The sequence below is a fragment of the Sphingobium sp. CFD-1 genome (assembly GCF_024611115.1).
Taxonomy (GTDB): Bacteria; Pseudomonadota; Alphaproteobacteria; order Sphingomonadales; family Sphingomonadaceae; genus Sphingobium; species Sphingobium baderi_A.
In genome coordinates this window covers 540,926-566,542 of record NZ_CP084398.1, presented here as the reverse complement: position 1 = coordinate 566,542, position 25,617 = coordinate 540,926, and the positions used below count along the sequence as shown (strand labels likewise).

26 protein-coding genes and 1 tRNA gene are annotated in these 25,617 nt (G+C 64.2%); 18 read left to right on the top strand and 9 right to left on the bottom strand.

All coding sequences use genetic code 11. The annotated features are described in order from the left end of the window. Positions 1-19 precede the first annotated feature (19 nt). Both LDB26_RS02835 and LDB26_RS02830 read right to left on the bottom strand, forming a co-directional pair. Complete coding sequence (locus tag LDB26_RS02835; protein WP_062063885.1) at positions 20-1,186, bottom strand: glycosyltransferase; 1,167 nt, start codon at positions 1,184-1,186, stop codon at positions 20-22. A gap of 71 nt (positions 1,187-1,257) precedes the next feature. Next, positions 1,258-1,698, bottom strand: coding sequence for a hypothetical protein (locus LDB26_RS02830; RefSeq protein WP_062068561.1), 441 nt, complete (start codon positions 1,696-1,698; stop codon positions 1,258-1,260). A 98-nt stretch (positions 1,699-1,796) separates the two neighbouring features. Between LDB26_RS02830 and LDB26_RS02825 the strand changes: the two genes are divergently transcribed. The 8 genes from LDB26_RS02825 to LDB26_RS02790 all read left to right on the top strand — a co-directional run bounded on the left by LDB26_RS02825 (position 1,797) and on the right by LDB26_RS02790 (position 9,992). Further along, on the top strand, positions 1,797-3,059 hold the full coding sequence (locus tag LDB26_RS02825; RefSeq protein ID WP_062063883.1) for an ATP-binding protein: 1,263 nt from the start codon (positions 1,797-1,799) through the stop codon (positions 3,057-3,059). A 139-nt stretch (positions 3,060-3,198) separates the two neighbouring features. After that, positions 3,199-4,254 (top strand): substrate-binding domain-containing protein, encoded by a 1,056-nt coding sequence (locus tag LDB26_RS02820; protein ID WP_062063881.1) that lies wholly within the window; start codon positions 3,199-3,201, stop codon positions 4,252-4,254. Between the two features lie 9 nt (positions 4,255-4,263). Further along, entirely contained in the window at positions 4,264-5,658 is a 1,395-nt protein-coding gene (gene pstC, locus LDB26_RS02815) for a phosphate ABC transporter permease subunit PstC (RefSeq protein WP_257540226.1), read from the top strand. After that, on the top strand, positions 5,655-6,899 hold the full coding sequence (pstA, locus tag LDB26_RS02810; RefSeq protein ID WP_257540224.1) for a phosphate ABC transporter permease PstA: 1,245 nt from the start codon (positions 5,655-5,657) through the stop codon (positions 6,897-6,899). Before pstC ends, pstA begins: the two co-directional genes overlap by 4 nt. A 5-nt stretch (positions 6,900-6,904) precedes the next feature. Next, entirely contained in the window at positions 6,905-7,693 is a 789-nt protein-coding gene (pstB, locus tag LDB26_RS02805) for a phosphate ABC transporter ATP-binding protein PstB (RefSeq protein WP_373886186.1), read from the top strand. A 35-nt stretch (positions 7,694-7,728) separates the two neighbouring features. Beyond that, positions 7,729-8,424, top strand: coding sequence for a phosphate signaling complex protein PhoU (phoU, locus tag LDB26_RS02800; protein WP_257540222.1), 696 nt, complete (start codon positions 7,729-7,731; stop codon positions 8,422-8,424). Between the two features lie 2 nt (positions 8,425-8,426). Continuing rightward, a complete protein-coding gene (phoB, locus tag LDB26_RS02795) occupies positions 8,427-9,128 on the top strand; it encodes a phosphate regulon transcriptional regulator PhoB (RefSeq protein WP_257540220.1) in 702 nt (233 codons plus the stop codon). A 345-nt stretch (positions 9,129-9,473) separates the two neighbouring features. Continuing rightward, positions 9,474-9,992: a hypothetical protein gene (locus tag LDB26_RS02790; protein ID WP_257540217.1), complete on the top strand. Its 519-nt coding sequence runs from the start codon at positions 9,474-9,476 to the stop codon at positions 9,990-9,992. A gap of 97 nt (positions 9,993-10,089) precedes the next feature. On the opposite strand, the gene def is transcribed toward LDB26_RS02790, so the two are convergent. Both def and recR read right to left on the bottom strand, forming a co-directional pair. Continuing rightward, positions 10,090-10,623 (bottom strand): peptide deformylase, encoded by a 534-nt coding sequence (gene def / locus LDB26_RS02785; RefSeq protein WP_257540215.1) that lies wholly within the window; start codon positions 10,621-10,623, stop codon positions 10,090-10,092. A gap of 31 nt (positions 10,624-10,654) precedes the next feature. Then, positions 10,655-11,251, bottom strand: a complete 597-nt coding sequence (gene recR / locus LDB26_RS02780) for a recombination mediator RecR (protein ID WP_062063866.1) — start codon at positions 11,249-11,251, stop codon at positions 10,655-10,657. 117 nt (positions 11,252-11,368) lie between these two features. On the opposite strand from recR, the gene fmt reads away from it, so the two are divergent. Together fmt and truA are read left to right on the top strand one after the other, a co-directional pair. Beyond that, positions 11,369-12,277 carry a methionyl-tRNA formyltransferase gene (fmt, locus tag LDB26_RS02775; protein ID WP_257540213.1) on the top strand — a complete coding sequence of 303 codons (909 nt, stop codon included), beginning with the start codon at positions 11,369-11,371 and terminating at the stop codon, positions 12,275-12,277. A gap of 25 nt (positions 12,278-12,302) precedes the next feature. Then, entirely contained in the window at positions 12,303-13,046 is a 744-nt protein-coding gene (gene truA, locus LDB26_RS02770; protein WP_257540211.1) for a tRNA pseudouridine(38-40) synthase TruA, read from the top strand. Positions 13,047-13,049: 3 nt separating this feature from the next. On the opposite strand, the gene LDB26_RS02765 is transcribed toward truA, so the two are convergent. Beyond that, positions 13,050-13,769, bottom strand: coding sequence for a queuosine precursor transporter (locus LDB26_RS02765; protein WP_257540208.1), 720 nt, complete (start codon positions 13,767-13,769; stop codon positions 13,050-13,052). A gap of 86 nt (positions 13,770-13,855) precedes the next feature. Here LDB26_RS02765 and LDB26_RS02760 point away from each other — a divergent pair. After that, positions 13,856-13,932, top strand: a tRNA-Arg gene (locus LDB26_RS02760). Positions 13,933-13,984: 52 nt separating this feature from the next. Here the strand turns inward: LDB26_RS02760 and LDB26_RS02755 are convergent. Next, positions 13,985-14,437 carry a 3'-5' exoribonuclease gene (locus LDB26_RS02755; RefSeq protein ID WP_062063861.1) on the bottom strand — a complete coding sequence of 151 codons (453 nt, stop codon included), beginning with the start codon at positions 14,435-14,437 and terminating at the stop codon, positions 13,985-13,987. A gap of 161 nt (positions 14,438-14,598) precedes the next feature. Here LDB26_RS02755 and LDB26_RS02750 point away from each other — a divergent pair, with 161 nt between their 5' ends. Beyond that, complete coding sequence (locus LDB26_RS02750; protein ID WP_257540206.1) at positions 14,599-15,276, top strand: spermidine synthase; 678 nt, start codon at positions 14,599-14,601, stop codon at positions 15,274-15,276. Positions 15,277-15,288: 12 nt separating this feature from the next. On the opposite strand, the gene LDB26_RS02745 is transcribed toward LDB26_RS02750, so the two are convergent. Both LDB26_RS02745 and fsa read right to left on the bottom strand, forming a co-directional pair. Beyond that, the gene (locus LDB26_RS02745; RefSeq protein WP_257540203.1) at positions 15,289-15,630 is read right to left on the bottom strand and encodes an antibiotic biosynthesis monooxygenase; all 342 of its coding nucleotides are present in this window, start codon (positions 15,628-15,630) and stop codon (positions 15,289-15,291) included. A gap of 68 nt (positions 15,631-15,698) precedes the next feature. Further along, the gene (gene fsa, locus LDB26_RS02740) at positions 15,699-16,352 is read right to left on the bottom strand and encodes a fructose-6-phosphate aldolase (protein WP_062063856.1); all 654 of its coding nucleotides are present in this window, start codon (positions 16,350-16,352) and stop codon (positions 15,699-15,701) included. Positions 16,353-16,517: 165 nt separating this feature from the next. Here fsa and LDB26_RS02735 point away from each other — a divergent pair, with 165 nt between their 5' ends. Continuing rightward, entirely contained in the window at positions 16,518-17,183 is a 666-nt protein-coding gene (locus tag LDB26_RS02735; RefSeq protein ID WP_257540201.1) for a DUF2490 domain-containing protein, read from the top strand. A 45-nt stretch (positions 17,184-17,228) separates the two neighbouring features. Further along, complete coding sequence (locus LDB26_RS02730) at positions 17,229-19,400, top strand: primosomal protein N' (RefSeq protein ID WP_257540199.1); 2,172 nt, start codon at positions 17,229-17,231, stop codon at positions 19,398-19,400. Positions 19,401-19,651: 251 nt separating this feature from the next. Here the strand turns inward: LDB26_RS02730 and ada are convergent, their stop codons facing one another. Further along, positions 19,652-20,713: a bifunctional DNA-binding transcriptional regulator/O6-methylguanine-DNA methyltransferase Ada gene (gene ada / locus LDB26_RS02725; RefSeq protein WP_306812048.1), complete on the bottom strand. Its 1,062-nt coding sequence runs from the start codon at positions 20,711-20,713 to the stop codon at positions 19,652-19,654. 138 nt (positions 20,714-20,851) lie between these two features. Between ada and LDB26_RS02720 the strand changes: the two genes are divergently transcribed. From LDB26_RS02720 to LDB26_RS02705, 4 genes are all read left to right on the top strand, one after another. Further along, entirely contained in the window at positions 20,852-22,399 is a 1,548-nt protein-coding gene (locus tag LDB26_RS02720) for a S1C family serine protease (RefSeq protein WP_062063850.1), read from the top strand. 181 nt (positions 22,400-22,580) lie between these two features. Beyond that, positions 22,581-23,135, top strand: coding sequence for a F0F1 ATP synthase subunit delta (locus tag LDB26_RS02715; RefSeq protein ID WP_062068557.1), 555 nt, complete (start codon positions 22,581-22,583; stop codon positions 23,133-23,135). Between the two features lie 2 nt (positions 23,136-23,137). Next, positions 23,138-24,667, top strand: coding sequence for a F0F1 ATP synthase subunit alpha (atpA, locus tag LDB26_RS02710; RefSeq protein WP_062063848.1), 1,530 nt, complete (start codon positions 23,138-23,140; stop codon positions 24,665-24,667). Between the two features lie 55 nt (positions 24,668-24,722). After that, positions 24,723-25,607, top strand: a complete 885-nt coding sequence (locus LDB26_RS02705; protein WP_062063846.1) for a F0F1 ATP synthase subunit gamma — start codon at positions 24,723-24,725, stop codon at positions 25,605-25,607. The last annotated feature ends 10 nt before the right edge of the window (positions 25,608-25,617 follow it).

The following is a 25,617-nucleotide window of genomic DNA, read 5'->3' as shown; positions in this document are numbered from 1 at the left end:
GGTGACTAACGCATCCCGATCACACTGGCGATGTCGCCCTGGAATAATGCTGCACACTCAGGCTTTGACAGGCACGAAAATATTCATCCAGCGCATGAGACAGCCGATACGGACTGGTCGCAGCGGCCAGTTGTTCCGGAGAGGCGGGATGGGCCAACGCCCATTCAATGGCGCGTGCGAAGGCTGCCTCATCCCCGACCGGAACCGGATCATGCTGTCCTGCCGCCTGCAACACAGGCCGGATATTAGCCGTGCTATCGGTCGCCACCACGCCCGCGCCGCAACCCAGTGCTTCGATGACGGTGCCGGCCAATCCTTCCCATCGGGAAGGCTGAAGCAGCAGGTCGACCTGCCCCATCATGGCTGCGAGTTGCTGGGGATCAATGACGAAACCAAGGAAATCGACCCTGTCGCTGATACCCAGTTCCTCGCATAGCTGGCCAAGTTCTTCGCGCAACGGGCCATCGCCCGCAATTTTCAAGCGCCAGTCGATATGCGGCAAGCGAGCCAGCGCTCGCAGCGCCAGCGCGTGATCCTTCTGCACGGTAAGACGACCGGCCATGAGCAAGCGGAAGGGATCGTCCAGATGGCGGCGTTGCCGTGCCGCGAACGCGGCCTCCATCGCTGGCGTTACGCTAGGACGCGGCAACAGGCGGACGTCATGTGCCGCCAACGGTCCCGGCGCCATCAGCATGCGGCGATCCTGCTCTCCCATCACTATGGTCATCGCACAGGCGCGAGCTATGGCGCGAAAACGGCGGAGTCGGAAATAAGCGGCCAGACGCCTTTGATGAGCATAAATCAGAGGATTGGAAATACGCCCGACCGCGCGCGTGCCAGTACCCAACGCTGCCAGAGCAACCAGCATATTGCTTTGATTTCCGGCAGAACAGAGGATTGCGGGACGATGCCGTCTTATCATGGCCGCCAAGGCGGGAAATTGCGCGATCATCGCCAGACGTCGGGGCAAAGGCGGCGACGGCACGCGACGCACCGTGACCGCCGGATCGATCAGCCCTGCCACTGGTCCTTCCCTTCGCGCCATCCACAATTCAGCCCGCACGCCGCGCCGCGCAAGATGGCTGGCAAACAGAATGGCAATCCGATCCAGCCCGCCGTCGCTCGGCTCATAAAGATAGATCGCAATGGAAAAAGATTCCGCCACCGGCGGACGGGTATGAAACATGGAGGCCTCTAAACACTGCGCCGTAATGCAACGGCATCAACGCTAAAAAGCCATATGCGCTCCCTGGAAAATCAACGCGGCATCTGAAGTGAGGCGTAGCAGGTAAAGCCGCTGGTGCCCGATTGAAGGCGACGAATATAGTTCAGATAGGCCTGATTCTGCTCATAGCCGGTCCCCGGCAGCGGCCTTCCCCGCAAAGCCTGCTTCACCTGTTCGCCGGTATAGCTCCGTCCCGCCGCGGGAAAGGCGCCGGGCGTTCCGGCGGGCACGACCTGTCCGTTGGGCGCGATATAGTTGCCCGCCCGCGCCTGATCGGGCACGGGGATGGTACAGTTGAGGACGGACGCAGCGGTATTGGCGAGCGCGGGACGTATCGATACGATGGCTGACGCGGCGATCGCGCCACCCATCAGCAATTGCCGACGCGACGACACCGGCTCGTGCGCCGTCTCTTGCCCTTCCTGCGCGGAGGGTTGCTGAGGATCATCCTGTCCGGTCATGGGCTCGCTCATTTCGTCATGATCCGCTATCGCGCTTGCCAAAGCGTAAATTTTACGCGCTATACCTCTAGCCATCGCAGTAAAAGCCGGAAGAATCCAGCGCGGTAACCATGAATCGACTGAGCGTATCGCAGATCACGGCTTCCATCGCCATGCTGTTGCTGGGCACAGGAGGCGCACTTTTGCTCGGCGCGTCGCCGCTGGCCATCGTGCTGCCGGTGCTGGCGGGTGTGCTCGTCCTTCTGATCTCGACGCAAGGAGGCCAGCGTGGCATTGTCCAGGAACGCGTGGAGGATGCGCCACTATCCCCCAGGCTGATCGACCAGCCCGGCTTTGCCGATCTTTTGGAGGGCATAGCCGACCCGCTTCTGCTGATCGAGAAAGGACGCATTCTGCGCGCCAATCGCGCGGCGCGACTGTTGCTGGGCGCATATATCGAGGGTGAGGATGCCCGCATCGCCATCCGCCATCCGGCAGCCGCCGAAAGGTTGACGAACATGGCGGCGATGACCGAAGCGGATATGGTTGAACTGGTGGGGCTAGGCGCGCGGGACCAGCGCTGGCAAATGCGGATCGCTCCCTTTGGCGCGGCGGAAGAAATGTGGCGGCTAGTCCATCTGGTCGATCATAGCGGCGCTTATGCGGCGGAGCGGATGCGGGTCGATTTTGTGGCCAATGCCAGCCATGAACTGCGGACTCCGCTGGCCGGGATATTGGGCTTCATCGAAACGCTGGCCGACCCGGAACTGGGCAAGGACACCGAAACGCGGCAACGCTTCCTGAAGATCATGGACGGTGAGGCGCGGCGGATGCAGCGCCTGATCGATGACCTTATCTCCCTGTCGCGGATCGAAGCCGACAAATATCGCGCCCCGGATAGCGCGGTCGATCTATCTGGCCTGGTGGCGGAAGTCGCGGGCGTGTTCCGCACCAGCCATGGCGAGCGCGGGGCGGAGGTAGAAATCAGTATCGACGCCGGTCTGCCGCCCGTCCGAGGCGATCGCGCGCAGCTTTCCCAGTTGCTGCATAATCTGATCGGCAATTCCGCCAAATATGGCCGGCCCGGCACGCCGATCCGCGTGACCCTGACGGAAGGGCCGAGCGGCATGACGCGGCTGACCGTGGCGGACGAGGGCGAAGGGATCGCGCCCGATCACCTGCCGCGCCTGACGGAGCGTTTTTATCGCGTGGATTCGGGCCGGAGCCGGGCCATGGGCGGCACCGGGCTGGGTCTGGCCATCGTCAAGCATATCGTGGAACGCCATCGGGGACGGATGGACATCAGCAGCATCGTGGGCAAGGGGACGACCATAGTCGTGCTGCTGCCGAAGATGCCTGCCGGCGAAATCATGAATGAGATGGCGAAGGGATAGCGTTTTTCCGGCTTTCCTATCCTATTGTCATGAAACTGAAACCTGAGTGTCACAAAGGCGCGATGAACCGCAGCTAGGCGCAGACCCATCGGGGGGCAGCGACCAGCGAATCGCGGCCTTTGCAATGATGGAGGTTTCCGTGAAGCATTTCGCTCTCTTCGCCGCGACGGCCGTGGCCGCGCTCACCCTTGCCGGCTGCGGCGATCAAAGCGGCGGCGGCGCGGGCGGAACCCGTGACCAGATCCGCGCGGTCGGTTCCTCCACCGTCTATCCCTTCGCCACGGCGGTCGCCGAACTGTTCGTGCAGGGCAATCCGGGCATGAAGTCGCCGATCATCGAATCGACCGGCACGGGCGGCGGCATGAAGCTGTTCTGCGCGGGCGTAGGCGCGCAATATCCCGACATCGCCGACGCATCGCGCCGCATGAAGAAGGCCGAGTTCGAGATGTGCCAGCAAAATGGCGTCAAGGACATCGTGGAGATCCAGATCGGCGTCGATGGCCTCGCCTTCGCCGAATCGAGCAAGGGACCGGGTTTCAAGCTGACCCCCAAGATCGTCTATGAGGCGCTGGCCGCCAACCCCTATGGCAAGGGCCCGAACAAGGCGCAGAGCTGGAAGGATGTGGACCCCAGCCTGCCCGCCATTCCCATTTCCGTCTTTGGCCCGCCGTCGACCAGCGGCACGCGCGATTCGCTGGCCGAGCTGATCCTGGAGAAGGGCTGCCAGAGCGACGAGGCGATGAAGGCGCTCAAGGAAAAGAATGAGGACGAATATAAGGCCACCTGCACCCGCATCCGCGAGGACGGCAAATATGTGGACTCAGGCGAAAACGACAATCTGATCGTGCAGAAGCTGGGCGCCAATCCCAACGCGCTGGGCATCTTCGGCTTCAGCTTCCTGGAAGAAAACAAGGATACGCTGAAGGACGTGCCGATCAACGGCGTCGAGGCGACCTATGAAACGGTGTCGACCGGCCAGTATCCGGGCGCGCGTCCGCTCTACATCTACGTCAAGAAGGCGCATATGCAGGCGGTTCCGGGGCTTCAGGCCTATCTGAACGCCTTCGCCGCCAATTGGGCCCCGGACGGCCCGCTGACCAAGCGCGGCATGGTCGCAGCGCCCGACGATGTGCGGAAGGCGAGCGCGGAAGCGGTGAAATCGCTGACCGTGCTGGATGGTTCGGTCCTGAAATAAGCGACAGCGATGACCGGACCTGCAATCTTCCTGCTGCTGGCTGGCCTTGGCGCGATCGCCTGGGTCAGCGCGCGCGCGCGCGCGCTGCGGTTGCAAACCGTGGCGCGGACGTCGGGGCGGCGTGATGCCGTGCATAGCCTGCCGGGCTATCATGGCTGGTATGTAGCGCTGTGGACACTGATCCCCGCCGCCATTTTCCTCGCCATATGGGCCAATGTGTCGCCCGGCCTGATCACCCAGACGGTGCTGAGCGACCCGGCGGCGCAGAGCCTGCCCGCCGATGCCTTCTCCCGATCCGCCATATTGGGTGAGGCGCGCAACATCGCGTCGGGCGCGCAGGCCGCCGCCTTCAACCCCGCCGCGCAGACGCTGGTCGAACCCTATCGTTCGGCGATCAGCGAATATGGCGTCATCGGCGCGGTGCTGGCGCTGGTGCTCGCCTTTGCGGGCGGAGCCTATGCCTTCACCCGCGTCCGGCCGGATTTCCGGGCACGCACGCGGGTCGAGCGGCTGGTGATGGCGTCGCTGCTGATCGCGTCACTGCTGGCGATCGTGACTACGCTGGGCATCGTCGTGTCGCTGCTGTGGGAATCGATCCGCTTCTTTTCGATGGTGAACCCGGTCGACTTCCTGTTCGGGACCAAATGGAGCCCGCAGTCGGCGGCGATGGGTTATGGCAATAAGGACGCCTTTGGCGCGGTGCCGCTATTCTGGGGCACGATCTTCATCGGCGCGATCATCGCCATGGTGGTCGCCATTCCGCTGGGCCTGATGAGCGCCATCTACCTGACCCAATATGCGCGGCCGCAGGTCCGCAAATGGATGAAGCCCATCCTTGAGGTGCTGGCCGGCGTCCCGACCGTGGTTTACGGCTATTTCGCGGCGCTCACCATCGCGCCTGCGCTCCGCGACTTCGCGGTGAGCGTCGGCATTCATGGCGCGAGTTCGGAAAGCGCGCTGGCGGCGGGACTGGTGATGGGGGTGATGATCATCCCCTTCGTGTCGTCCATGGCGGACGACAGCATCGCCGCCGTGCCGCAGTCGATGCGCGACGGCAGCCTCGCCATGGGCGCGACCACCAGCGAGACGATCCGCAAGGTGCTGATCCCCGCGGCGCTCCCCGGCGTGGTCGGCGGCGTGCTGCTGGCCGTGAGCCGCGCCATCGGCGAAACGATGATCGTGGTGATGGCGGCGGGCCTTGCCGCGAACCTGACGCTCAATCCCTTTTCCAGCGTGACGACGGTGACGACGCAGATCGTCCAGCTTCTGACCGGCGATCAGGAGTTCGACAGCGCCAAGACGCTGGCGGCCTTCGCGCTGGGGCTGGTGCTGTTCATCGTCACCCTGCTGCTCAACATCGTGGCCCTGCGGGTCGTGAAGAAATATCGCGAGGCTTACGAATGAGTGCGACGCGCAACCCCACCGACTGGAAGTCGGACGTGATGCAGAAGCGGATCGCGCGGCGTTATGCGGCCGAACGGCGCTTCAAGCTCCTGGGCCTGTTCGCGGTGATGCTTTCCGCCGCTTTCCTCGCCTTCCTGCTGTTCACCATGCTGGGCAACGGGCTGCGCGGCTTCACCCGGACGGAGATCGCGCTGCAAGTCGATTTCCCGGCCTCGCCGCTGCTGCTCGACCCGGCCAATATCACCGATCAGGGGCTGGTCGGCGCGAACCTGCCCATGGTGACGAGCGAGGTCGCGAAGAAGGCGCTGGGGCCGGACGCCGACGCGCTGCTGTCGCCGACCGCCTGGACCAGCATCCGCGACGCGATCAAAGCCGACCCGAAGATTCTCAGCCGCACCGAAACCATCAGCGTGCCCGCCTCGACCGTGATCGACCTGGCCGCCAAGGGCAAGGGATCGCCGCAGGCCGAAGCCGCCGTCGCGCGGCTGAAGCAGCAGGGCGTGTTGTCGACCGGGTTCAACGCGAGCTTCCTGACAGGGAGCGACGGCACCGATCCGACGCAGGTCGGCATCTGGGGCGCGTTCAAGGGATCGTTGCTCACCATGCTGGTGACGCTGCTGCTGAGCTTTCCGGTAGGGGTCGCGACCGCGCTCTATCTGGAGGAATATGCGCGCAAGAGCTGGTGGACCGACATTATCGAAGTGTCGATCAACAATCTGGCGGCGGTGCCTTCGATCATCTTCGGCCTGCTGGGGCTGTCGATCTTCCTCAACTTTATGCACCTGCCGCGTTCGGCCGCGCTGGTGGGGGGCATGACGCTGGCGCTGATGACCATGCCGGTCATCGTCATTGCCGGGCGCAACGCGATCAAGTCCGTGCCGCCCAGCATCCGCGACGCGGCGCTCGGCATCGGCGCTTCCCCGGTTCAGGTGGTGTTCCAGCATGTGCTGCCGCTGGCGCTGCCCGGCATCCTCACCGGCACGATCATCGGCATGGCGCGCGCTTTGGGCGAAACCGCGCCGCTGCTGATGATCGGGATGCGCGCCTTCATCGCGACGCCGCCGGGCGGGATCACCGACCCCGCGACCGTGCTGCCGGTGCAGATATTCCTGTGGTCGGATGAAGTCTCCAAGGGCTTTGTCGAAAAGACGTCCGCCGCCATCATCGTGCTGCTGGTCTTCCTGCTCGCGATGAACGGCCTCGCCATCTACCTGCGTAACAAGTTTGAAAAACGGTGGTAAATATGATGCATGAACCGCAAACGCTGGCCCCCGCCACCGAAACCAAGATGACCGCGCGCGACGTCAAGGTGTTCTATGGCGACAAGCAGGCGATCAAGGGCGTGTCGATCGACGTCGACATGGACAATGTGACGGCCTTCATCGGCCCTTCGGGCTGCGGCAAGTCGACTTTCCTGCGGACGCTCAACCGCATGAACGACACGGTGGCGAGCGCCCGCGTCGAAGGCGCGATCACGCTGGACGGGGAAGATATCTACGCGCCCTCCATGGACGTGGTGCAATTGCGCGCGCGGGTGGGAATGGTGTTCCAGAAGCCCAATCCCTTTCCCAAGTCGATCTACGAGAATATCGCTTACGGGCCGCGCATCCACGGGCTGGCGGCGGGCAAGGCCGATCTGGACGTGATCGTCGAGAAGTCGCTGCGCCGCGCGGGGCTGTGGGACGAGGTGAAGGACCGGCTGCACGACAGCGGCACGGCGCTTTCGGGCGGGCAGCAGCAGCGGCTTTGCATCGGGCGGGCCATCGCGGTGGAACCCGAAGTGATCCTGATGGACGAACCCTGTTCCGCGCTCGATCCCATCGCGACGGCGAAGATCGAGGAACTGATCCACGAATTGCGCGGGCGTTACGCCATCGTCATCGTCACGCACAATATGCAGCAAGCGGCGCGCGTGTCGCAGCGGACGGCCTTTTTCCACCTGGGCGAGCTGGTGGAATATGGCGTGACGTCCGACATCTTCACCAATCCGCGGCAGGAACGGACCAAGGATTACATCACCGGGCGCTACGGCTGACTTTGGGGCCGACCGGCGCGGGAGAGAGGCGAGACATGGCTGAACATACGATCAAGGCGTTCGACGAGGAAATCGACAAGCTGCGCGGCCTTATCGCCGAGATGGGCGGGCGCGCGGAGGCGGCGATAGAAAATGCGATGCTGTCGCTGCAACGGCATGACAAGAAACTGGCCGCGCAAGTGGTGGCTGAGGACAAGCGCATCGACGCGCTGGAATCGGAGGTCGAGAAGCTGGTGATCCAGATCATCGCCCTGCGCGCCCCGATGGCGAACGACCTGCGCGACGTGATCGCCGCGCTCAAGATCGTGAGCGTGGTGGAGCGGATCGGCGACTATGCCAAGAACATCGCCAAGCGCGTGCCCTCCATCGCCACTAACAAGCGGACGCTGGAGCCGATGTCGATGCTGCCGTCCATGGGGCAGGTGGCGGGCGAGATGGTGCATGATGCGCTCAACGCCTTCGCCGCGCGGGACGCGGACCTGGCCGTGGCGGTGATCGAGCGGGACACGGTGGTGGACGATTTCTATGACAGCGTCTTCCGCTCGCTGGTCACCTACATGGTCGAAAATCCCAAGACGATCAGCGAATGCGCGCATCTGCTGTTCGTCGCCAAGAATATCGAGCGGATCGGCGACCATGCGACCAATGTGGCCGAGATGGTCTATTACGCCGCGACCGGCCAGACGGCGCCCGACCGCGAACGCGGCGGCAGCGGCCAGGCGGAGGATTGAGCGTGGCCCGTGCCAAGATGCTGCTGGTCGAGGATGACGCGGCGCTCGCCGAACTGCTGATCTGGCATTTCAAGCGGGAGGATTTCGAGGTCGCCCACACGGTCGACGGCGAGGAGGCGCTGCTGCTGGCGCAGGAGAACGCGCCGGACATCGTGCTGCTCGACTGGATGGTGGAGAGCCTGTCGGGGATCGAGGTGTGCCGCCGCCTGCGCCGCATGAACGGGACCGCGAACGTGCCGATCATCATGCTGACCGCGCGGGGCGAGGAAGAGGACCGCGTGCGCGGCCTGGAGACGGGCGCGGACGATTATGTGACCAAGCCCTTTTCGCCGCGCGAACTGGTGGCGCGGGTGGGCGCGGTGCTGCGGCGGGTGCGCCCGGCGCTGGCCGGAGAGACGCTGAGCTTCGCCGATGTCGAGATGGACACGGTGGGTCACAAGGTCCGGCGCGGCGGGCAGGTCGTCCCACTGGGGCCGACCGAGTTCCGCTTGTTGAAGCACTTTCTGGAGCATCCGGGCTGGGTCTTTTCACGCGAGCGGCTGCTCGACAGCGTGTGGGGGCAGGACAGCGACATTGAGCTGCGGACGGTGGACGTGCATATCCGCCGCCTCCGCAAGGCGATCAACGCGGACGGCAAATATCAGGACATCATCCGGACGGTGCGCTCGGCGGGCTATGCGCTGGATACGGATGGGGTAGGGTAAGGCACTGAAAATCGTCATTTATTCCAAAAAAAAATGGCGTGTGTTTGTGACAAATATCGGAAGGGTGCCGTCGAGCCTCAATTCTTGACAAATTCATTGATGGTCCAGATTTTCCCAATTAGTGCTTTGCCCGATCGCCTTGAAGCGGAAGGACGCAAAGTTGTTGAAAAAATGCCTGTTGCTGGCTTTTGCGTTCTTATACCCACTGGGTTCGGCTCACGCACAACACCCTATAGTGCTACAAAAGTTGAACGAATGGAACGAGGCAACCCCTCCGCCCGATAATGAAACGTTCAAGAAGGAAGTGTTGAGCACAGCACAAAGCCTTTACAGCCCAAGTGCTGCATGTTCGACTTCCCAAGTTCTAATAGAAAACTTCAGCCAGCCACTGCGGAACGTTTTGTCTTCTCCGCTGTCCTGAACCGCACAATACGCAACGCCTGGACTGTGATTGCTCGCTTGCCTGGGTGCGATGACGTGCCAGCGCGCTATATGATAATGCGGAATGCGGATGACAGTATACGGACGATAAGAGTAAACCGAGGCATATCCTATGCGTGGGATTCTCTGATTAGCGACACGCTTCCGCTTGTGCGTTTAGCGGCTCTTACGGCGCTTAAAGGCAAGGGCATTGATTGCGGGACAGAAGCCAAATTCAAACTGGGCGTGACCCGAATCGCCTCCGAAGGCAAAGATCTCGGCGGTGATTCATTCGGTGTCCGCTACGCAGGAACTTGGAGCGAGATATGGCCTATAGAAACATGCAATCGAAAGGTCGAAGTTCGCGTTGATTTTACTGCTGATGGCGACGGCGGCGCTTATTCCCATATCACCGGCGGCCAAGTTGCGATCTTGCCCAAATAGCCATTGTTGCAGATAGCGCCGCTCGAACTTTGTTCCCCCCAAACAGAAGCACCCCAGCCTTTCAGCCGGGGCGCTTCTGTTTGCGCTTTAGATCAGATCAGGCCGCCGCCTTCCGCGCCTTGTCGAGTTTCTTCAGCAGCATGTCGCGCTTCAGGCGTGAGAGGTGGTCGATGAAGAGGACGCCCTGCAAATGGTCCATCTCATGCTGGAGGCAGGTGGCAAGGAGGCCTTCCAGCTGTTCCTCATGGATGCGGCCGTCGCGGTCCATCCAGCTGGCGCGGATGGTCGCGGGGCGCTCCACCTCGGCATATTGGTCGGGGACGGAGAGACAGCCTTCATTGTAAACCGACAGGTCGTCCGATCCTTCGAGGATTTCGGGGTTGATGAAGACCAGCGGCTTCTTGACCGACGGCGCGCTTTCTTCGTCCGATTCGGGTTCCTGGAGGTCGATCACCAGCACGCGCCTGGGCACGCCGACCTGAATCGCGGCGAGGCCGATGCCGGGCGCGTCATACATCGTTTCGAACATGTCGTCGATCAGGCGCTGCAAATCGTCGTCGATCGCCTCAACGGGCGTCGAAATGGTACGCAGGCGCGGATCGGGCGCCTCAAGGATGGGAAGAATGGCCATGATCGCAAAATAAGCGGATCAGCCGCTTTTTTCAAGCGACCGGACGGCGGGCGCGCAACGCCTGCGCCAAAGTGCCTTCGTCCAGATAATCCAGCTCTCCGCCGACCGGCACGCCATGGGCCAACTGGGTGAGGCGGATGGGGAAACGCTCCAGCCTTTCGGCGAGATAATGGGCGGTCGTCTGCCCCTCCAGCGTGGCGTTCATGGCGAGGACGACTTCGTCTATGCCGCCCGCCTCCACGCGCGCGACCAGCGTGTCGATGCCGAGGTCTTCAGGCCGCACGCCCTCCAGCGCGGACAGGCGGCCGCCCAGCACATGGAAACGGCCGGGGAAAAGGCGCGACTTGTCGAGCGCCCACAGATCCGGCACATCCTCCACCACGCAGAGCGCGCGGGCGTCGCGGCGCGGATCGGCGCAGATGCCGCAGGGATCGACCGTGTCGACATTGCCGCATATGCCGCAGGTGACGAGCCGTTCGTTCACGGCCTCCAATGCGCGCAAGAGCGGTTCGAGCGCGGTTTCGCGCTTCTTGAGCAGGTGCAGCACGGCCCGCCGCGCCGAACGGGGGCCAAGGCCCGGCAGGCGGGAAAGCGCCTGCGTCAGCGCGTCGATTTCTGGAGAAGCCATGGAACCGAGATAAGGGCTTGCAAGCTGAGGGTCAAAAGAGTTTGAGAGGCTTCCTCGGAAATGCGCCGGCAAGCGCATTTCGGATGCGGTGCCAGGGAACCAAGCAAGAAGGCCGTTATGCGTATCGTCTATATGGGCACCCCCGATTTCGCCGTTCCGGCGCTCGACGCGCTGGCGCGGGCCGGGCATGAGATCATCGCGGTCTATAGCCAGCCGCCGCGTCCGGCGGGCCGGGGCAAGGCGCTGCGTCCCTCCCCCGTGCACAGCCGCGCCGAAGAAATGGGGGTCGAGGTGCGGACGCCGCTGACGCTGAGGGACGCGGCGGTGCAGGCGGACTTCGCGGCGCTCAAAGCCGATGCGGCGGTGGTGGCGGCCTATGGGCTGATCCTGCCCAGGGCGATATTGGATGCGCCGCGTTTCGGGTGCCTCAATATCCATGCCTCGCTGCTGCCGCGCTGGCGGGGCGCCGCGCCGATCCAGCGGGCGATCCTGTCGGGCGACAATCTGAGCGGCGTCACGATCATGGACATGGAAGCGGGGTTGGACACCGGTCCGATGCGCGCCAAGCATGTGACGCCGATCGAGGACAAGACGGCAGGCGAATTGACGCAGGAACTGGCGGAGGCGGGCGGCGCGTTGATGGTGGAGGTGCTCGATGACCTGTCGCTGCATCCGCCGGTGCCGCAGCCGGAAGAGGGCGTCACCTATGCCGCGAAGATCGACAAGGCGGAAGCGCGGATCGACTTTTCGCGGGACGCGCATCAGGTGGAGCGGCAAGTGCGCGCCTTCAACCCCTTTCCCGGCGCGTTCTTCGAATATCGCGGCGAGCGGTTCCGGGTGCTCGCGGCGCAGGTGGAGGAGCATGGCGGAACGGCGGGCGAACTGCTCGACAACAGCCTGCTGATCGGGTGCGGGCATGGCGCGATCCGGCCCACGCTGATCCAGCGGGCGGGCAAGGGCGCGATGTCGGCGGGGGAATTGCTGCGCGGGTTCGACATGCCCGCGGGCAGCCGGGTCGATGGCTGAGCCCTACATGGCCGTTCGATAATCCATGACCCGCTTCGCTTTCACCGTGGAATTTGACGGGCGGCCCTTCATGGGCTGGCAGCGGCAGGCGCATGGGCCAAGCGTGCAGCAAGCCATGGAGGACGCGATCTTCGCTGTCACGGGCGAGCGCGCCGTGATCCATGCGGCGGGGCGGACCGACGCGGGGGTTCATGGGCTGGCGATGCGGTGCCATGCCGATGTCGAAAAGGACATGCCACCCTTCCGGCTGATGGAGGCGGTCAATGCGCGGCTGCGGCCCCATCCCGTCGCGGTGCTGGCGTGCGAGGCGGTGCCGGATGACTGGCATGCGCGCTTTTCCTGCGTGGGGCGGTCCTATGTCTATCGCATCGTCAACCGGCGCGCGCCGCTGACATGGGAAAGCGGGCTGGCGTGGCGGGTGATCCAGCCGCTCGATGAAAAGGCGATGCAGGAAGCGGCGCAAGTGCTCGTCGGGTTGCATGACTTCACGACGTTCCGTTCGGCCCATTGCCAGTCGGCAAGCCCCATAAAGACGCTCGACCGGCTGGACGTGGAGCGGGCGGGCGACCGGATCGCGATCCATGCGGCGGCGCGGTCGTTCCTCCATCATCAGGTGCGCTCGATGGTGGGCTGCCTCGCCATGGTGGGCATGGGACGGTGGAGCGCGGCGGACATGCAAAGGGCGCTGGAGGCGCGGGACCGGGCGGCGCTGGCGCTCAACGCGCCGCCGGACGGGCTGTATTTCGTGCGGGCGGATTATCCGGCTTGAGGATCAGATGCGGGTGCGGAAGGGCGTGAAGTTCGTGCCCTCGTCATAGACGTCCAGCCCTTCGCGGCGCTTGAGCGTGTTGACGGCGAGGTAGGTGACGGGCGTCAGCACCGCTTCCCATGCCACCTTCATCGCCCAGTTGGTGACCATCACGGTCAGAACCTGCGCGGTGGTCCAGTTGCCGTAAAAGGCTAGCGGATAGAAAAGCAGGCTGTCCACCCCCTGCCCCACGATCGTCGAGCCGATGGTGCGGGTCCACAGATGCTTGCCTTTGGTCAGCAGCTTCATCTTCGCCAGGACGAAGCTGTTCGCCAGTTCCCCCGCCCAGAAGGCGACGAGCGAGGCGAAGACGATGCGCCAGGTGCTGCCGAACACGGCTTCATAGGCTTTCTGGTCGGGCCAGCCCTGCGCCGGGGGGAGCGCCACCACGACCCAGCTCATCAGCGCCATGAACAGCATCGCGACGAACCCCGCCCAGACGCAGCGCCGCGCGCGGGCATAGCCATAGACTTCGGTCAGGACGTCGCCGATCACATAGCCCAGCGGAAAGAACAATATGCCCGCGCCAAACGTGACGCCGCCCAGCGAGGACAGCTTGGCCGCGCCGATCAGGTTGGACAGCAGCAGGATCGCGACGAAGGCCGCCATGAAGAAATCGAAATAGCGCAGCGGACGTGCACCCAGCGTCGCCGCATCGATTTTCCGGACCCCCGCGTCGTTCATGCATGTTGCATATCCTGTGCGTGCAGGATTGCAAATGCCGCTGATGATTGCACACCGCCCCAAGCGCCGCTATCGAGCGCAACGATGGCCCCGTAGCTCAGCTGGATAGAGCATTCGCCTTCTAAGCGAATGGTCGCAGGTTCGAATCCTGCCGGGGTCGCCATTCCTGCCAAGCCGGGATAGCGCGGTGAACGCTGACGCAGCCGCGCGAGCGGTCAATAAGCCGAACCCAGGCAGAAGTCCTTGAGCGCGCGGGCATCATATAGGGCGTTGTGGGGCATCCTGCTGTTCGCGGCCGCGCTGAAACCCGCCGCGTTGATCAATTCCAGACGCAGCCCGTCGATGGTGATCATCTCGCCCGGTCCAGTCACCAGCAGATGACAGAAATAGCCCAGATCGTCCGGCCAGTCCGCCACGATCACCGGGTCCGGGTCGTTCGCCAGATAGACTTCGATATGCCGCGCCGCCTGTTCGCGGCTCAACATATGATCGACCCCCAGCGGAACGGACCGGAGATAGGGAATGACGTTCTGCTGCACCCATGAATGGACTTTCGCGGGAAGCGGCAACGACACGTAGAAATCCTGATCGCCATATTCCGGGACGAGCGCCAGACTGATCAAATCTCCGCCGAAGCCATTGAATTCGGTATCAAGAAAGTATCGCAATGGAGGAACGCTTTTCAAAGTGGGGGGCCAACAATGTCCGGCCGCTATGCCGCCGCGCCTCCTGTCCGTAAACCCTCCATCGCAGCTTTGCTTGGCGCATGACCGTGACATGCCATAGGAGGAGGCGAAGCCAAACCACCGCCCCATAAGAGAAAGACGTTATGCAGCCACGGGAATATATCGGATCGGCCACTGTCCCCGGTGGCGAAAAACTGACGCTCTATCGGCGCGGCGGGGATTTCATGATCGTGCTCGACCGCAATGAGTTGATGAGCAGCCGGATGAGCGGATCGGAAGAGGCGCTCGCCCATATGACCTGCGAACGGCTGCATGGCCGCAAATCCCCGCATTTCCTGATTGGCGGCTATGGCATGGGATTCACCCTGCGCGCCGCGCTCACCGCGCTGGACGGATCGGCGCAGATCACCGTGGCCGAACTGGTGCCCGAGATCATCGCCTGGGCGCGCGGGCCGATGATCGAACTGGCGGCCGGTTGCCTCGACGATCCGCGCGTGCGCCTGATCGAGGATGATGTCGCGAACGTGATCGCTGCCGCCAGCAGCCGTTACGATGCGATACTCCTCGATGTGGATAATGGTCCCGATGGGCTGGTCCGCCAGGCCAATGATCGTCTCTATTCACCGCAAGGTCTGGCGGCGGCCATCGCCGCGCTCAGACCGGGCGGCGTGCTGGCAATATGGTCGGCGGCACCGGATGCCGCCTTTGCGCGCCGCCTGTCCCAAACCGGCCTTGTCGTCGATGAAGTCAGGGTTCGGGCCCGCAGCAACGGCAAGGGCCCGCAACATATCATCTGGTTCGCGCAAAAGGCCGCGCGCTGAACGCCCCGGCCGTCAGCCTTCCGCCGGAAGGCCCCGCGACCGCAGCAGCAGGTCGTCCGTGACGGTCATGGTGAAAATGGGATCGGCATCGGGCGGCACTTCGGCCACCGCGTCGCTGAAGGCGGCGCGGGTTTCGGGATCGTCATAGACCATCTTCCGGTCGAAGGCCGCGCGCCATGTGGCCTCGTCCGGCCATTCGGCATAGCCGACGAAACGCCCGTCCCCGTCGCGATGCAAGCGCGAACCATAACTGCCATATTTTTCACGGATGAGGTCCGTGCCCCGGCGCCATGCCGCGCGGAACTGGTCTTCCTTGCCGGGGTGGACGCGCCACCAGTAAACCGCGACGAACATGGCTTTCTCTCCCTTGTTGCAAGGGAGAATGACCGGAAGCCGGAGATGTTTCCAGCCCCGCCCTATAATCAGAGAAGCGACTGGCCGGTTTTTTCCCAATCCGCCAGGAACCCGGCGATGCCCTTGTCGGTCAGGACATGGTTGAACAGCGCCTTGATGACGGCTGGCGGGGCGGTCATGACGTCCGCGCCGATCTTCGCGGCTTCCAGGACATGGATCGGGTGACGGACCGAGGCGACCAGAATTTCCGTTGTGAAGCCATAATTATCGTAGATCAGGCGGATGTCCTCGATCAGCTTCATGCCGTCAAAGCCATTGTCGTCATGACGGCCGACGAAGGGCGAGATGAAAGTCGCGCCCGCCTTCGCCGCCAGCAGCGCCTGATTGGCCGAAAAGCACAGCGTCACATTGACCATGCAGCCATCGTCGCTGAGCGCCTTGCAGGTTTTCAGGCCATCGATGGTGAGCGGCACCTTGATGCAGACATTGTCCGCGATCTTCCGCAGGATGGCGGCTTCCTTCATCATCGTTTCATGGTCGAGCGCGACGACTTCGGCGGACACAGGGCCATCGACGATGCCGCAAATCTCTTCCACCACTTCAATGAACTTGCGGCCCGACTTGGCGATCAGCGAGGGGTTGGTGGTGACGCCGTCCAGCAGGCCGGTGGCGGCCAGTTCGCGGATTTCGGCGGTGTCGGCGGTGTCGACGAAGAATTTCATGGTATGAGGCTCCGGGCGAAGGGACGAATCGTTCCTGCCCTTTAGCGGTTGGTGGCCGGAATCGCCATCACATCGCCATCACATCGCCATCGCCTGAACCGCAAAGGCTTTGCATCGGGCCCAGCGCAACTTTATGGCAGCGGCACCTTTCCAAAGGACCGATCCATGCCGTTACCCCCGCGTCTGCATATCCTCTCGGGCGCGCTCACCCTGTCTCCCCTGCTGACGGCCATGCCCGTCTTTGCCGAAACGAACGAGAATCAGGCGTGGATCGGCGAATCGGTGGCGATCCAGGCCAGCGAGGCCGACACTGTGACGCTGGACATGAGCCAGCGTTTCCGCAGCGCGCGGTCGGACGATGAGCAAGGCCTTTTCCGGGTGGCGCTGGATCATCGCGTCGCGCAGGGCGTGCTGGTTGGAGGCGGCATCGCTTATGCGGAGGGGAAGGCGGAAGAGGAGATGCGCCTGTTCCAGCAGGTGACATTCAGCCGGGGCATCTGGCAGGCCCGCACCCGGCTGGAGCAGCGTTTCTTCGACACGGCCGACCGCGCAAGCTGGCGATTGCGGCAACGGGTGCAGGCCAGCGTGCCGGTCGATGACGACAGACGCTGGACGATCGTGGGGGCGGTGGAAGTCTTCTTCCACCTCAACCGCGCACGGCCTTCGGACAAAAGCGGGCTGGCCACCATGCGTCACCAGATCGGCCTGCGCCATGCGGTGAGCAAGGCGATGGACGTGCAACTGCTCTATATGCGCCAGCAGAGCTTTCGCGATCACCGGCCCGATGCGGTGGCGCACGTCCCCTGGCTGACGCTCGCCTGGAAAATCTGACGCAGCGGCTTTGCCTCCACGGCCATGCGCGGTAGGGACAGTCGCATGAGTTCGCGCGCCCGTGTCCTGTTGCTGAACGCCGCCTTGGGGCCGCTCGACTATCGCGTGCCGCACGGGATGAACGCCAGGCCCGGCAGCATCGTCGTCGCGCCGCTCGGCCCGCGCCAGATCGTCGGCGTGGTGTGGGAGGAGGATGCTTTCCCCGATGTGGAGAGCGTGGGCGACAATCGCCTGCGGAACATCGTCGCGCTGGTCGATGCGCCGCCGGTGCCGGAGACGCTGCGGCGGCTGATCGAATGGACGGCGGATTATTATCTCGCGCCGCCCGCCGCCGTGCTGCGGATGACGCTGGCGTCGATGGCGGCGCTGGAGGGCGCGCGGACGGTCATCGAATATCGCGCCACCGGCACCCTGCCCGACCGCATGACCGAGCAGCGCACGCAGGCCATGGAACGGATCGGCGAGCGGCAGGGGCTGATCCGCGAGCTGGCGATGATCGGCGGGGTGAGCGACGCGGTGATTCGCGGCCTCATCAAGGCGGGCGCGTTCGAGGCGATGGAGGTGAGCGTCGACACCCCCTTCCCGCAGCCCGACCCCGATCATGCGCCGCCCGCTTTGTCGGACCAGCAGCGCGCCGCCGCCGACAGCTTCGTGGAGGCGGTTCATGCCCGCGACTTCGCGCCGTTCCTGCTGGACGGCGTGACGGGATCGGGCAAGACGGAGGTCTATTTCGAGGCCATCGCCGCCGCGATCCGCGAAGGGCGGCAGGTGCTGGTGCTGCTCCCCGAAATCGCGCTGACGGAGCCTTTCCTCGAACGCTTCGAGAAGCGGTTCGGCACGGTGCCGGTCAACTGGCACAGCGGTCTGCGCCAGAGCGAGCGGCGGCGGGCCTGGCGCGCCATCGCGGCGGGCGAGGCGCGGGTGGTCGTGGGCGCGCGATCGGCCTTGTTCTTGCCCTACCCCAATCTGGGCCTGATCGTCGTCGATGAAGCGCATGAGGCGAGCTTCAAGCAGGAGGATGGCGTCCACTATCATGCCCGCGACGTGGCGGTGATGCGCGGGCTGATCGAGAAATTCCCCGTCGTGCTCGCTTCGGCCACGCCCGCCATAGAGACGCGGCATCAGGTGGAGCTGGGCCGTTATCGGGAAATCAAGCTGCCGGGGCGCTATGGCGGGGCGGAAATGCCGGACATTGCAGGCATCAACCTGCTGACCGACCCGCCCGAACGAGGGCGCTGGATCGCGCCGCCGCTGGTGATCGCTATCGATGAGAATATGGCGAAGGGCGACCAGAGCCTGCTGTTCCTCAACCGCCGGGGCTATGCGCCGCTGACGCTGTGCCGCCATTGCGGCTATCGCTTCCAATGCCCCAATTGCACCGCGTGGATGGTCGAACACCGGCTGACGCGGCGGCTGGCCTGCCATCATTGCGGCCATGTGATCCCCTCCCCCCGCTTCTGCCCGGAGTGCAAGGAGGAGGACAGCCTTGTCGCCTGCGGTCCGGGCGTCGAACGAATCGCGGACGAGGTGAAGGCGCTCTGGCCACAGGCGCGCACCGCCATCGTCACATCCGACACGCTCTGGTCCCCGGCCAAGGTGGCGGAGTTCGTGAAGTCGGTGGAGGCAGGCGCAGTCGACATCATCATCGGCACGCAGCTTGTGACCAAGGGTTATCATTTCCCGAACCTGACGCTGGTGGGCGTGATCGACGCCGATCTGGGGCTGGAAGGCGGCGACCTGCGCGCGTCGGAGCGGACCTTCCAGCAGATCGTGCAGGTGGCGGGGCGCGCGGGGCGCGGGGTGAAGCCGGGGCGTGTCTTCATCCAGACGCGGATGCCCGAAAGCGAGGTCATACAGGCGCTGATCGCGGGCGATGTCGAACGATTCTATGCGGTGGAGACGGAGAATCGCCGCCACGCCAATGCGCCGCCCTTCGGCCGCTTCGCCGCGATCATCGTGTCGAGCGAGGATGCCGACGAAGCCGCGCAGGTCGCCCGCCTGATCGGAAAATCCGCGCCGCTGGTCGAAGGGATGCGGGTTTATGGTCCCGCGCCCGCGCCGCTGTCGGTCCTGCGCGGACGGCACCGCCATCGCCTGCTGATCCATGCGACGCGGCAGGTGGATATACAGGCGGCCATCCGCGAATGGCTGGGCAACCTCACATGGAAATCGGGCACGCGGGTCGCGGTGGACGTCGATCCCTACAGCTTCATGTAAGCGGGATCGTGATCGAAAGGCCCTGCATCAGTTGGAATTGCGGGCGAGCGCCTTCCCCTTGCGGTCATTGGCAAACAGGTAGATGCGCGCCGGGCTGCCCGCTTCCAGATCGCCCTTCCCCGTCTCATGGCGCAGCGGCGAAAAGGACCAGCAGCCTGCGAAACGCCCTCATGTTCAGTCATCCCCAATGACATCGAATCACACGCGAAATGGTGACAAGCAGGGTGCGGGAAGGAAAGGAGGATCGCCCCTTAAGGCCTCTTTTCCCGTTCCAGTAAGGCCCGCTTCCGTTCGATGCCATAAGCGTAGCCGCCCATGCTGCCGTCGCTCCGCAGCACGCGGTGGCAGGGAATGAGGACGGCCAGATTATTGTCGCCACAGGCCGTTCCCGCCGCGCGCACCGCGCCCGGCTTGCCGATGGCGGCCGCGATTTCGCCATAGCTGCGGGTTTCGCCGGGCGGGATGGCGCGCAGGGCCGCCCAGACCGCCTGCTGGAAAGCCGTGCCGCGCACATCGACGGGAAGGTCCGCATGGCCCGCCGGATCGTCGATCAGAGCCGCGACCTGCTTCGCCAGCGCATGAAGGCGCGCGTCGGCGGGCAAGATCTCCGCCCTGGGGAAGCGGCGGCGCAGATCGGCTTCATCCTCCTCGAAGCTGATCCGGCACAGCCCCTTTTCCGTCGCGGCGATCAGCGCGCGCCCAAGGCTGGTGAGGACGATCATATGGCGAATCGTCGCGCCCTTGCCGCCGTCCTTCCAGGCGCTCGGCGTCATGCCCAGATGGCGCTCCGCATCGGCATAGGCGCGGCTGGGGGCGTTATAGCCCGCTTCGTAGATCGCTTGAGTCACATTGTTCTCCTTTCCCAGCGCCGCTTTCAGCCGCTCGGCGCGCAGGGCGCGGGCATAAGCGGCGGGCGTCATCCCCGTTTCCCGCTTGAACAGGCGGTGGAAATGATGCGGCGCATAGCCCGCATGCGCCGCGACCTCATCGAGCGACGGCGGCGTTTCGGCTCCGACAATCAGGGCCTTGGCCCCTTCCACCGCCAGCCTGTCGCGCCCGACCTCATCGGGACGGCAACGCAGGCAGGCGCGAAATCCCGCCGCCCGCGCAGCCGCCGGATCGGGCAGGAAGATCATATTCTCCCGCTTCGGATGACGCGCGGCGCAGCTTGGCTTGCAATAAATGCCGGTGGTCAGGACCGCGCCGACGAACTGGCCGTCCACCCCGCGGTCGCGGCGCAGGAAGGCGTCCCAGCAGGCGTCGGGATCGGGCATGGTCCGCTCGGAGGCATAGGGATGAGTCATCTGGTTCATGCATATGGGATAAGGCGAAGGGAATCGCCACGCTTCCCGCCGCTTGCTGTCAAAACGGATATTCATTTCCGCTTCGCCGACGTTCCGCATATTTCCCGATTGCCTAATGGCGGCCTTAGCATATGTATGCGCGCCACTATGGTCGCTTTCCTTCGCCGCCTCTGCCTGATCCTTGCCCTCGCAATGCCCGCCATGGCGCGCGCCGAACAGCAGGACATCGCCGCCGCCGCGCGCGGCGTGGTCCGCGTCGTGCTGGTCGCGACGGACGGAAGCGAGGCTTATTTCGTGGGCCATGGCAGCGGCCTTGCCGTCGCGCCGGACAAGGTGCTGACCAACGCCCATGTCGTCGAACTGACGCGCGAAGAAAAGAATCTCGTCATCGGCGTGATCCCGTCCGAAGGGCGCAAGACCTTTGGCGGCCGCGTGATCGCCTATTCGCCGGGCAATGATCTGGCTTTGATTCAACTGGAAGAAGGCAGCCTGCCCGTCAGCACCTTCTATGCGGGTGCGGTCAGCGATGGGCAGCATGTGACCGCCATCGGCTATCCCGGCACGGTGGACCGGGCGCAGGGGCTGGGCCTCAAGCAGATGGTGGAGCCGCTGGGCACGGTGAAAACGAGCGGCAATGTCTCCTCCGGCCGGTCGACCCAAAGCTTCGACACGATCCTTCACACCGCTCCGCTCGCCGCCGGGAATAGCGGCGGGCCGCTGGTGGACGATTGCGGACGGGTACTGGGCGTCAACAGCTTCGGTTCGGTGTCGGACGGCAATGACGCCGAGTTCGGATTCGCGGTTTCCTGGCGGGAGGTCGCCTCCTTCCTGCGGCAGGCGGGCGTGTCGTCGCTGCACACGGTCGTCCCGTGCCGCTCCATGGCCGAAGCCGACGCGGCCGAAGCGGCCATCACCCAGCGTGAGGCGCAGGCGACCGAGCAAAGCGAACGGGCGCAGGCCGACACCCATGAAGCGGCGATGGCAAAGGCCCGCGACGATGCGGAACGCGACGTGATCTCCGCCCGCGAAAACGCCATGGCGGGCGCGGCGGTGCTGCTGGCGGTCGCGGTGCTGTGCCTTGGCGCGGGCGGCCTGTTCTACTCGCAGAAGCGGGAAAAGCGCGCGACATGGTGGCTTGCCGGCGGGGGCGTCGCCCTGTTCGCCGCGCTGGGGCTGTTCTTTCTCAAGCCCAGCTTCTCCAGCATCGACGAACGGATCGTCCTGCCCCAGGATCAAGGGACGGTCAGCAACCGGGCATTCGCATGGGCGGGCGACAATATCTGCCGCATCGACCTCAGCCGCAGCCGCCTGACGGTGTCGCAGGCCAATGACATTCCCTTCCACTGGGCCGAAGGCGGCTGCGTCGACCGGCAGACGCAATATGTCTCCACCGGCACGAAATGGCAGCGCGCCCATGTGCCCGAAGACCGCAATTTCGTGAGCGTCAGCGAATTCGACCCGGCGACCGGCCTGCTCAGGGTCCAGCGCTGGCTGCCCGATGGCGACACGATGGACAAGGCCCGCGCGCTCCTGAAAGACAAGCCGATCAAGGGGTGCAGCAGCGATTCCGACCTGCTCGCCCGCATTTCGGCGCTGCGATCCGACTTGTCCGCCCTTCTGCCCGCCCAGCCCAATGAACGGCTGGTCTATCGGTGCCAAAAGGGCCGGCTGGCCCCCGCCGACCCGCAAAACTGACCATTTTGCCGGTCGAGGGAGGCCCCGCCATGGGGCCATGCCTGACCCCATGCGAATGAATCGCGCTCCATGGCTTGCATAGTCATAATCGCGCTGCTAACCGGCCCCGCAACAGGGGAACGGGCGTGACTGCTCCCCTTTCTTTGCATGACCGGCATATTGAGTGGAGGACGGTAAGCGCGTGGAGACTACCGGCGGTATTCAGGCTAGCCTAAGCGGCCGCTATGCGGTGGCGCTGTTCGATCTGGCCCGCGACGGCAAGACGCTCGACACCGTTGCCGAGAGCCTTGCCGCTCTCAAGGCCGCGATCGCGCAGTCGGCTGATTTTAAGGGGCTTATCAACAGCCCTGTGCTGAGTCGCGATGCGGCGGGCAAGACGATGACCGCCGTGGCCGCGTCGATCGGGACGGACCCCCTGACCACCAAATTCCTGGGCGTGCTGGCGCAGAACCGCCGCCTGTCGCAGCTTCCCGCGGTCATCCGCGCCTATGAAACGCTGCTGTCGAATCACAAGGGCGAGGTTCGCGCCGAAGTGACGAGCGCCCATGCGCTCACCAAGACCCAGATCACCGCCCTGAGCAAGAGCCTCAAGGCGCGTGTCGGCCGCGATGTCGCGGTCGACGCGAAAGTCGATCCCGCGATTCTCGGCGGGCTGGTCGTCAAGATCGGCAGCCAGATGATCGACAGCTCCATCCGCACCCGTTTGAATAGTCTCGCCATGGCGATGAAAGGCTGAACATGGATATCAACGCCGCAGAAATTTCGAAGGTCATCAAGGACCAGATCGCCAATTTCGGCACCGAAGCGCAGGTGAGCGAAGTCGGCTCCGTGCTGACCGTGGGTGACGGCATCGCCCGCGTCCATGGCCTCGACAACGTCCAGGCGGGCGAAATGGTCGAATTCGCCAATGGCGTGCAGGGCATGGCGCTGAACCTGGAAGCCGACAATGTCGGCGTCGTGATCTTCGGCTCTGACGCCGAGATCAAGGAAGGCGACACCGTCAAGCGCACCGGCACCATCGTCGACGTTCCGGTGGGCAAGGGCCTGCTGGGCCGCGTCGTGGACGGCCTGGGCAACCCGATCGACGGCAAGGGCCCGATCGAATATACCGAGCGCAAGCGCGTGGAAGTCAAGGCGCCGGGCATCATCCCCCGCAAGTCGGTGCATGAACCCGTGCAGACCGGCCTCAAGGCCATCGACGCCCTCGTCCCCGTGGGCCGCGGCCAGCGCGAACTCATCATCGGCGACCGCCAGACCGGCAAGACCGCCGTCGCGATCGACACCTTCATCAACCAGAAGGGCGTCAATGCGGGCGACGATGAGTCGAAGAAGCTCTACTGCATCTACGTCGCCGTCGGCCAGAAGCGTTCGACCGTCGCGCAGATCGTGAAGCAGCTTGAGGAAAATGGCGCGATGGAATATTCCATCGTCGTCGCCGCGACCGCTTCGGAACCCGCTCCGCTCCAGTATCTGGCGCCCTATACCGGCGTCACCATGGGTGAGTTCTTCCGCGACAACGGCATGCACGCCGTCATCGTCTATGACGATCTTTCCAAGCAGGCCGTCGCCTATCGCCAGATGTCGCTGCTGCTGCGCCGTCCTCCGGGCCGCGAAGCCTATCCGGGCGACGTTTTCTATCTGCACAGCCGCCTGCTGGAACGCGCTGCGAAGATGAACGACGCCAACGGCGCAGGCTCGCTGACCGCTCTGCCGATCATCGAAACGCAGGCAGGCGACGTGTCCGCCTACATCCCGACCAACGTGATCTCGATCACCGACGGCCAGATCTTCCTGGAAACCAACCTCTTCTACCAGGGCATCCGCCCGGCCATCAACGTGGGCCTGTCGGTGTCGCGCGTCGGTTCCGCCGCGCAGACCAAGGCGATGAAGAAGGTCAGCGGCTCGATCAAGCTGGAGCTGGCGCAGTATCGCGAAATGGCGGCCTTCGCCCAGTTCGGTTCGGACCTCGACGCGTCGACGCAGAAGCTGCTGAACCGCGGCGCGCGCCTGACGGAACTGCTCAAGCAGGCCCAGTTCTCGCCCCTGCCCTTCGAGGAGCAGACCGCGTCCATCTTCGCGGGCACCAACGGCTATCTGGATAGCGTGCCGGTCAAGGACGTGACCCGTTACGAAGAACTGATGCTGGCCTATCTGCGTCACGATCACCCCGAAATCCTCGCGGAAATCCGCGACAGCAAGGATCTGGGCGATGGCGCGAAGGCAAAGCTCGTCGCCGCGCTCGACGCGTTCGGCAAGACGTTCGCGTAAGATTGTAACCGTCATCCCGGTCCCCATGCCGGGATGACGAACCAGAAGGTTCGTCATGGCCAGCCTCAAGGAACTGAAGCTCCGCATCGGGTCGGTGAAGTCGACCCAGAAAATCACCAAGGCGAAGCAGATGGTCGCCGCCGCGAAGCTGCGTAAGGCGCAGGCCGCGGCCGAAGCCGCGCGCCCATACAGCCAGCGCCTCGAAGCCGTTGTCGCTTCCCTCGCGTCCAAGATCGCGGGCGGATCGGGCGAAGGCGCCTCTCCGCTGCTCGCGGGCACCGGCAAGGATGAAGTGCATCTGCTGGTCGTCGCCAACTCCGACCGCGGGCTTGCCGGCGCGTTCAACGCGAACATCGTCAAGGCGGCGCGCGCGCGGGCCGACGAACTCATCCAGCAGGGCAAGACGGTTCGCTTCTACCTGATCGGCCGCAAGGGCCGTCCGGTCATCAACCGCACTTTCCCCGGCATGATCGTCGCCCAGTTCGACACCACCGGCGCGAAGGAACCGGGCTATAGCCAGGCCGAACAGATCGCCCACGAACTGACCGACATGTATCTGAACGGCAAGTTCGACGTCGCGCATCTCTTCTTCTCGCGCTTCAAGTCGGCCCTCGCCCAGATCCCGACCGAGCAGCAGATCATCCCGGTCAAGATCCCCGAGGACGCCGACCGCAACGCCATCGCCGCGACGGTGGAATATGAACCGAGCGAGGAAGCGATCCTCGACGACCTGCTGCCGCGCAACATCACGGTGCAGCTTTTCAAGGCGCTGCTGGAAAACAACGCGTCCGAACAGGGCGCGTCGATGACCGCCATGGACAATGCGACCCGCAACGCCGGCGACCTCATCAACAAGCTGACGATCCAGTACAACCGCAGTCGCCAGGCCGCGATCACCACCGAACTCGTCGAAATTATCTCGGGCGCGGAAGCCCTTTAAGACAACCGCA